This is a genomic window from Echinicola sediminis (genome assembly GCF_054777495.1).
The window spans coordinates 1-8,547 of sequence record NZ_BAAHAP010000149.1 but is presented as its reverse complement, the minus strand read 5'-3'; the positions used below and the strand labels follow the sequence as shown (position 1 = coordinate 8,547).

The window sequence follows — 8,547 nt, the reverse complement described above, 5'->3', positions numbered from 1 at the left end:
CATGTCTTTGAGGTAAATCCTGATACCGGCATTCAAAAAGGCCATTTCCCTCAATCGGGTAGCTATGGTCTCATACTTATATTCGGTTACATTAAAGATCTCTCCATCCGGTTTAAAATGAATGGTGGTACCTCTTTTATCTGTAGTCCCTATTTCATTTACGGGAGTTTGTGGCACCCCTCTGGAATATTCCTGCTCAAATACCTTTCCGTTTCGGTAGACGGTGGCTTTTAACATGGTCGATAGGGCATTCACACAGGAAACCCCCACACCATGAAGTCCTCCAGAAACCTTGTAGGTATCCTTGTCAAATTTACCTCCGGCATGAAGTACTGTCATCACCACTTCCAGTGCGGACCGCTTCTCCTTTTCATGCATGTCTGTTGGAATCCCCCGGCCATTATCGGATACTTTTACGGAGTTATCTTCCTGGACGGTCACATGAATGGTATCACAGTGTCCTGCTAAGGCTTCATCTACTGAGTTATCAACAACCTCCCAAATCAGGTGGTGCAGTCCTTTGATGCCCACATCCCCAATGTACATGGCAGGCCTTTTTCTTACTGCCTCTAAACCTTCTAATATCTGAATATTCCCAGCAGAATACTCCCCTAAATTTGACGCTTGTTCTTTACTCATAATAGCATTTATAAAAGAATAAAGAGGAAAAATTCCTCTACCTTCAATTTCACTTTCAACCTATAATAATACGACATTTTTGCCACATAATAGCCATAATAAGCCAAAAAATCCCCGACGGAATCCTGCTTTCCAGATTAAAACTGATTGGTCCTGAGCAGCACCAAAGTACATGCCTCTACCGGCTCAACTCCCGCTTTTTCCAAGCGATCCCTAAAACCCTGATTCTCTGAGCCTGGATTAAAAATCACCCGCTTTGGATTTAGTGACAGGAGGTAATCTTCCCATTCTTCCTGATGGCTTGGGTTGATGTACATGGTAACTGTATGCACCCCCTCTACCGGGATTTTTTCGTTGAGGTCTAGCATTTTTTGTCCTTGGACCTCTCCGGCATGAATGCTCATGGGCACTATAGGATGACCACTTTCCTTTAACATACCTGCCGCAAGGAAAGCATACCTCCCCGGATTGTCAGTTGCACCTATGATGACTGTTTTCTTACCTGATTCTTCCATAATTTTCCATTAGTTTTTCCGCGCATCTTTCTCCGTCCATTGCTGCAGAAACTATGCCACCAGCATAACCTGCCCCTTCCCCACAGGGATAGAGCCTGTTGATGACAGGGTGCTCGAAGGATTCTTTTTCCCTCGGGACCCTCACTGGCGAAGAAGTCCTGCTTTCCACTCCGATAATCTGTGCTTCGTTTGTGAGATAACCTTTCATCTTGTTGCCAAAGCCGACAAAGGCATCCCTTAGCCTTTGGGCTATAAATTCAGGTAAAACTTCTCCCCCCATATCCACAGAGCTCAAACCCGGCTGATAGGAAGTTTCCAGTAGACTGGAACTTGCCTTTCGGTCCACAAAATCCATTAAGCGCTGGGCAGGTGCCACCTGGGTACCCCCTCCTGCTTCCCAGGCCTTCTTTTCTACGTCTGCCTGGAACATCATGGCTGCCAAGGGTCCGTATTGCTGATAGGCCGGTATATCTTCCAGTTCCACAGCCGCCACTATTCCTGAATTGGCAAACTTACTGTCGCGCCTGCTTGGACTCATCCCATTCACCACCAACTCTCCCGGGGCTGTGGCAGCAGGAACAATAAACCCTCCCGGACACATACAAAACGAAAAGACACCCCGTTGCTTTCCATCAAATTGGGTCTGTTGTACCAAAGCATAAGAAGACGCGGGCAGATAAGCTCCCCGGTCTTTAGAACAGTGATATTGGATCTGGTCTATCAACTGCTGACTATGCTCCACACGAACGCCCAGTGCAAAAGGCTTGGCCTCTATCAAAATATCTCTTTCATGCAACAGATGAAAAATATCCCTTGCCGAATGGCCTGTGGCCAGTATTACCCCTATCCCTTTGATTTTTTCACCATCAGCGGTAACCACTCCCCTCATCTCATTTCCTTCCATTAAAAAATCAGTCACTTTCGTATCAAACAAGATCTCCCCTCCCGCATCCAAAACGCTCTGTCTTAGCTCTGATACCAACACTGGCAATTTATTGGTGCCTATGTGCGGGTGGGCATCCACAAGAATCTCCTCTGTGGCCCCATGAGCTACCATGATTTCCAAAATTCTTCTGACATCTCCGCGCTTTTTGGAGCGTGTGTATAGCTTTCCATCAGAGTAAGTCCCTGCCCCTCCTTCTCCGAAACAGTAATTGGACTCAGGGTTGACAATATGTTCTTTGTTAATGGCCGCCAGATCCCTCCTTCTGCTTCGTACATCCTTCCCCCTCTCTAGTACGATGGGTTTGCCTCCCAATTCGATCACCCGTAAGGCTGCAAACAACCCCGCCGGACCGGCACCTACAATTATGACAGGGTCCGCATGTTGCACATTTTGATACGCTTTGGAGGCCGAAATTCTAGGTCCTGGCTGCTCATTGACATAGACTTCAGCTGAAATATTAACCTTTACTTGCTTCCCCCTTGCATCAATAGAGCGCTTTAAAGGCCTGATCTTTATTTCATCTTCCTGGCTTCGCAAACCTAAATGCGCCAATACAGCCGCTTCAAAACGAGGTTCATCAAAAGCGATTTCAGGACTGATTCTAAGCTGTACTTCCTTTTTCATAATTGGTTAAGGTATTTATCCTTAAAACGATTCTTATATTTCTTAAAATAATTGCAATTCAGGCTCAGGATTCTTCCTCCTTACCGAATATCTCTTTCACGACCCAGCCTTTTCCCCATTCATCAATCTCTTCTTCGGACCACAATTCAGGAAAAAATATCACCTTTTGAAACCTGGGGGGCAAGAACTTCTGCCAGTTGGTCCCGCCAGTGGCAGCGATGTCAGCCGGGGCTTTGTGCAGATACCTCACTGCCGACTTATAATGGGCCAGAGGCCAAAAGACATTGGCTTTCAGGTCATAGGTTCGCATCAGCTGGGTCAGCTCATCGTCTATATCAGGACAGCTTTGATAGACTTTCCACAAATTCTTCTTCCGGTAAGCCAATATCAATTCTTTCAATTGCTTCCCGTATTTTTGCTCAAAGGTCTTCAGCGTCAATGTCTTCTCCCCAGTGGCCAGCTCCTTTGCTCCAGACTGCCAATAAAGGATATCAAAGAGACTGTCTACACTGGTAAGGTTGATGTCCATATAGTCCTTTCTTTCTTCCAGATTGACCAGGTACTGAATTTCCGTGGACATGATTTCTATGATCCTGTACTGCGCACTCTGAAAACCACTGGATGGCAGCAATGACATCCTGAATTTAAGAAACTGCTCTTTTTCCATGCCCTTCCACATTACGGAAAAAAAAGAGACCAGCTGATCAAAATACATTATCAACCTATTGATCCGCTCTTTTAGAAAAGCTGCTCTGGCCACTTTCTCATCACAGATTTGCTCCAGTTCCCAGATGATGAGTTTAAAATACAGCTCTGTGATCTGATGATAGATGATAAAAATTTTCTCGTCCTTAAAGGAAGTCTTGGGCTGTTGCAAAGTAAGCAAGGTGTCCAGGTTAATATAATCCCAGTAAGTCAGGTAATCCGCGTACAGCAGCCCTTCGAGATAAGAAAGCATATCCTGTCCTGAAGCTTTGTATTTCTCATTCAGCAACTGTATTTTTTCAATGATCTCTTGGGATGGCCGCTCCTTGCTCATGGGTATATTTTTATGGGAGTAATATAGCTTTTTATCAAACTTCTTGCTTAATTAATAAAGCCTTTAGAGAAGTACTTTCAATAATGAAAGTGCAAAAATCAGTCTAAAAACCCAATAAAACAAAACATTATGTCGTCAATTCCAAGGCCCAAAAACTCCCAAAAGCAAGATAGATTCGAAGGAGTGGATTTTTATCATATGGATGACCTGCTTACCGAAGAACACCGGCTGATCCGCCAATCAATCAGGGACTTTGTCAAAAAAGAAATATCCCCCAAGATCGAAGAATGGGCGCAACAGGCCGTATTTCCGGAAGAGATCATCAAAAAATTCGGAGCTGTGGGCGCATTCGGACCGCAAATACCTCAGGAATACGGTGGCGGTGGCCTGGATTATATTTCCTATGGTTTGATCATGCAGGAAATCGAAAGGGGCGACTCTGGCATGCGGTCCACCGTTTCTGTTCAGGGATCGTTGGTAATGTTTCCTATTTATGCTTTCGGCAGTGAGAGCCAAAAACAAAAATACCTCCCCCGACTTGCCTCAGGCGAACTTTTGGGTTGTTTTGGCTTGACAGAACCGGATCATGGCTCTGATCCTGGCGGCATGAAAACCCATTTCAAAGATATGGGTGACCATTACCTGCTCAACGGTGCAAAAATGTGGATCAGCAATTCTCCCAAAGCGGATATTGCCGTTGTTTGGGCCAAAGATGAGGAAGGAAGAATCCATGGACTGATCGTGGAAAGAGGCATGGAAGGCTTTACCACCCCCGAAACGCATAACAAGTGGTCCTTACGCGCCAGTTGCACAGGAGAATTGGTCTTTGACCATGTAAAGGTGCCAAAGGAAAATCTACTTCCGGGAAAATCCGGACTGGGAGCTCCGCTTCAATGTCTTGATGCTGCCCGGTACGGAATTGCCTGGGGAGCTATTGGAGCCGCCATGGACTGCTACGACTCGGCCAAGAGATACGCCTTGGAAAGGATACAGTTTGGCAAACCCATCGGCTCATTCCAGTTGGTTCAAAAAAAATTAGCAGAAATGCTCACTGAAATCACCAAAGCACAACTGTTGGCCTGGCGATTGGGCAAACTAAAAGATGAGGGTAAAGCCTCCTCTGCGCAGATTTCCATGGCCAAACGAAATAATGTGGCCATGGCCTTGGACATTGCCCGGGAGGCCAGACAAATCCATGGGGGAATGGGCATTACGGGAGAATACCCCATCATGAGGCATATGATGAACTTGGAGTCGGTGATCACCTATGAAGGAACACACGATATCCATTTGCTAATTTTGGGGCATGAAATCACGGGAATTTCTGCTTTTAAATGAATGTAAGCATTTTTTAGGGCCCGTATGGAGAGGAAAGCTAAGTTTAATAACAAAAGCAACAGGAGTGCTAAATAAGTACCGAAGCAGAAAGACAGGAGATAAAAGCCCCACTGGCTGATATTCGATCCCTGATCGAAGTCCCTTGACTGGACCTCTGGTAATCATAACACGGGCAATCCAACATCGATTAACCCGTCAAACCATGGCCCAACTAAGCAATGCCCTATTGCATAACAGGTGACCAGTCAACAAATCACAATTCATCGAATCCCAACCTTACTACCTTTAAACCTTACAACCTCTAATCAATCCTGCTTTTCACCACAATGGTCCTGGTAGGATTCAGGGGATCATTACTGAAAATGGTGATCATTTTATGATCTATCCCTAATCTTCCTTTTGGGTCAAAGGTAAAAAGCAGCTCCGTGTGTTCACCGGGAGCCAAGTCCTTCTTGGGCAAGTCAATAACCACGCATTCGCAATTCGTTAAGATCTTACGGATATTAACGGGCTCTTTTCCGGTATTGGTCAGTTTAATGGATTTTGACACCACCTGTCTACTCGAAATCTTTCCAAGGTCTACTTCCACCTCCGAAATCGCCAAATGCGGGATTGTACTCAGCTCACTTTTAGGTACCGGGGCAAAATACTCATGGATAGTAGTCAGCAGTCTTAACTCAACTGCCTCGTTCCCGTTTGATTCAATGTTAAAAGCCACGTTTTCATCAAAGAAGCCCAGATCATCCTTAATCACCGCATCGTACTGAATGGCCAACAATCCCCTGGATTTGGCGGGCACGATAGCTGGAATCATGTCTATTTTGACATGTTCGGGAAGCTCCATGTTTTGTTCATCCAACGTGATCGGCAGATCCTTAAAATTGTAAAAGTCCACATATTTTATTTTTGGCTCATTGGTAAAGACCTCTCCCATATTGACAGAGCTGAACCGAAAACCTAGATTTCCTATCTTGTAATCGTAATAGGAAGCGACATTGGCCGGATAAGGTATATTGCTGCCCTCCAGATACAAGGTATCTCCCGAAGGATTGGTATTGGTCTTTACCACTATTTTTTTCTGAAATTTACCTCCAAAGCCCGTTGGCTGGTAGGCCACTTTAACGAGGCCGATTTCATTTTGGGCCAAAGTGTCCGTTAAAAAATCTACCGTGGTACAGCCACAATCCGTTTCCACTTCTTCAATCACCACAGGTACCGCGCCATTATTGACCACAAAAAAATCAGAGATGACCGCTCCATGCTCTTCCATCACAGCACCTAAGCTGGCATGCTGCCTTTCCCACAGCAGGTCAGTGGAAGCAAGTCCCTGAGCATGAACACAAAAACTCAAACCTGAAACCAAGGTGAATACAATAAGTACAAATCCTATTCTCTTCATAATCACAAATAACGGTAAATTTCAAGCGAATTGTGTCTATATTTCTTTAATTTGCGACAAAAATTTAAACGATGGCAAGAGTACTGACAGGAATTCAGAGCTCGGGAAGGCCCCACCTTGGAAATATCCTGGGAGCCATTGTCCCGGCAATTGAATTGACCAAAAAAGACAATAACGAATCCTTCATTTTTATAGCCGATTTTCACTCTCTCACTACCATCAAAGATGGCAACCTACGAAAAGAGAATGTTCATGCCGTAGCTGCTGCTTGGCTTTCCTTCGGCCTGGATATCTCCCAAACGGTCTTTTATAGACAATCACGTATTCCTGAGATTGCAGAACTGACCTGGTACCTGAGTTGCTTCACTCCCTATCCAATGCTGGCCAATGCCCATAGCTTCAAGGATAAATCGGACAAGCTAGCGGATGTAAATGCCGGACTTTTCACCTATCCCGTACTGATGGCTTCGGATATCCTGATCTTCGATGCGGACATCGTTCCTGTGGGAAAAGACCAAATGCAGCACCTGGAAATGACACGGGATATCGCCAATTCGTTTAACCACCGCATGGAGGAAGAAATCCTTATCCTTCCTGAGGTACGGGTGAATGAAGAGGTCATGATCATCCCCGGGACTGACGGTCAAAAGATGAGCAAATCCTATAACAACTACATCGACATCTTCCTCCCTGCCAAGCAGCTAAAGAAGAATGTCTATAGTATAGTCACAGACAGCACACCACTGGAAGAACCTAAAAACCCTGCTACCTGTAATGTGTTTAAGTTGTTTAGTCTTATTGCCAGTCAAGAGCAGACAGAAGGACTTAGGAAAAAGTACCTTGCGGGAAACTTTGGCTACGGTCATGCCAAAAAAGAATTGCTCGATCTGATCCAGGATAAATACGCCAAAGAGCGGGAAACCTTTGACTATTATATGAATAACCCGGAAGAACTGGAAGCCAAGCTAGCAGAGGGAGAAGCCAAAGCCAAGAAAATCGCCCAAGCAACCTTGAATAAAATAAGGAAGAAACTGGGATACGGGTAATAGCCTATCGCTTATTTAGTTATTGGGTTATTGAGTTATTTGGTTATTGGGTGGTCAGAGCGACACCCTATCATTGGACAATGGACGATCTACTTTCCCTTATAGCCACAAATAAAATCCGATGCATCTTTACAAGTCTATAAACAACAAAGGCTACTTCTTGGAAGTAGCCTTTGTTGTTTATCATAATATCTGCAGCAGCTTATCTTGATCTCCAAAGATCTTTCATCGCTACACCATTGATCTGCATTACAAAACGTGCGGGATTGGGAATCAAAATTATCCTTACATCTTGCCCATCAAATTGCTCTGATTCAATAGGTACCCCTTCTTTTCCTTTTACCTCATAGGAAACGATCCCTTTCGCATCTGCTAGCATAGGGGTGTATTTGTTTGCCAAATAAGCAGACGGAAGCAAAATATCCGTATCCGAATCCAGTTTATCGTAAATTTTTTCCAGTTCTCCTTCCAGTTCATCACCAAACTCCTCATTGAAATCATCTTCCAAATCATGTAAAGCCTCTTCAATATCATCGTATTCTTCATCGGCATACGTCAATTTGCTCAGCTCTATTCTTTTTTCTACGATAGCGGTTAGGTCCTTGTCTAACTTATTTAAATCCATTACTTATTGATTGATTTTGAAATTTAACATGAAGGTAGATAATCCGAGAGCAGTTTCCAAAAAAGAAAAAAGCCTAAGATGAACTTTTTCCGCTTTGCACCCTGCTGCAAGTTCACTTCCAATCTATTTTTCATTCAAATTCAAGAGCAAAACGGTGCTCGTTTTCTACCCTATGAAAGTAAATGTAACATAAAAAAAGTCCATTTGGATTAGCCTACCACTCCTACCCATTCCTTGACCAGTACCTATTAGAAAACCATTTAAAATCCTATATTTGTTTAGGAGGTAATCCATATAAACCCAAAAGAAAAAGCCATATGCAAACCGATTTTCTCCCTATTAACGGAACAGACCATATCGAACTATACGTTGGCAA

At 44.2% G+C, this 8,547-nt stretch carries 8 protein-coding genes; 2 read left to right on the top strand and 6 right to left on the bottom strand.

What is annotated here, in order from left to right; translation table 11 throughout:
* The 4 genes from ACYVAA_RS21455 to ACYVAA_RS21440 all read right to left on the bottom strand — a co-directional run.
* Window positions 1–639 (bottom strand): ATP-binding protein (locus ACYVAA_RS21455; protein ID WP_460545807.1); only part of this gene is annotated, 639 nt, incomplete at its 3' end.
* Between the two features lie 137 nt (window positions 640–776).
* Window positions 777–1,154 carry a CoA-binding protein gene (locus tag ACYVAA_RS21450; protein ID WP_460545805.1) on the bottom strand — a complete coding sequence of 126 codons (378 nt, stop codon included), beginning with the start codon at window positions 1,152–1,154 and terminating at the stop codon, window positions 777–779.
* Window positions 1,138–2,724, bottom strand: coding sequence for an NAD(P)/FAD-dependent oxidoreductase (locus tag ACYVAA_RS21445; RefSeq protein ID WP_460545803.1), 1,587 nt, complete (start codon window positions 2,722–2,724; stop codon window positions 1,138–1,140). Before ACYVAA_RS21445 ends, ACYVAA_RS21450 begins: the two co-directional genes overlap by 17 nt.
* Before the next feature lie 64 nt (window positions 2,725–2,788).
* Window positions 2,789–3,763, bottom strand: coding sequence for a tryptophan 2,3-dioxygenase (locus tag ACYVAA_RS21440; RefSeq protein WP_460545801.1), 975 nt, complete (start codon window positions 3,761–3,763; stop codon window positions 2,789–2,791).
* A gap of 129 nt (window positions 3,764–3,892) precedes the next feature.
* On the opposite strand from ACYVAA_RS21440, the gene ACYVAA_RS21435 reads away from it, so the two are divergent.
* A complete protein-coding gene (locus ACYVAA_RS21435) occupies window positions 3,893–5,101 on the top strand; it encodes an acyl-CoA dehydrogenase family protein (RefSeq protein ID WP_460545798.1) in 1,209 nt (402 codons plus the stop codon).
* Between the two features lie 301 nt (window positions 5,102–5,402).
* On the opposite strand, the gene ACYVAA_RS21430 is transcribed toward ACYVAA_RS21435, so the two are convergent.
* The gene (locus tag ACYVAA_RS21430) at window positions 5,403–6,500 is read right to left on the bottom strand and encodes a DUF1573 domain-containing protein (RefSeq protein ID WP_460545795.1); all 1,098 of its coding nucleotides are present in this window, start codon (window positions 6,498–6,500) and stop codon (window positions 5,403–5,405) included.
* Between the two features lie 71 nt (window positions 6,501–6,571).
* Here ACYVAA_RS21430 and trpS point away from each other — a divergent pair, with 71 nt between their 5' ends.
* On the top strand, window positions 6,572–7,546 hold the full coding sequence (gene trpS, locus ACYVAA_RS21425; RefSeq protein WP_460545792.1) for a tryptophan--tRNA ligase: 975 nt from the start codon (window positions 6,572–6,574) through the stop codon (window positions 7,544–7,546).
* A gap of 202 nt (window positions 7,547–7,748) precedes the next feature.
* Here trpS and ACYVAA_RS21420 read toward each other — a convergent pair whose 3' ends face one another.
* Entirely contained in the window at window positions 7,749–8,171 is a 423-nt protein-coding gene (locus ACYVAA_RS21420; RefSeq protein ID WP_460545789.1) for a hypothetical protein, read from the bottom strand.
* Window positions 8,172–8,547: the final 376 nt, after the last annotated feature.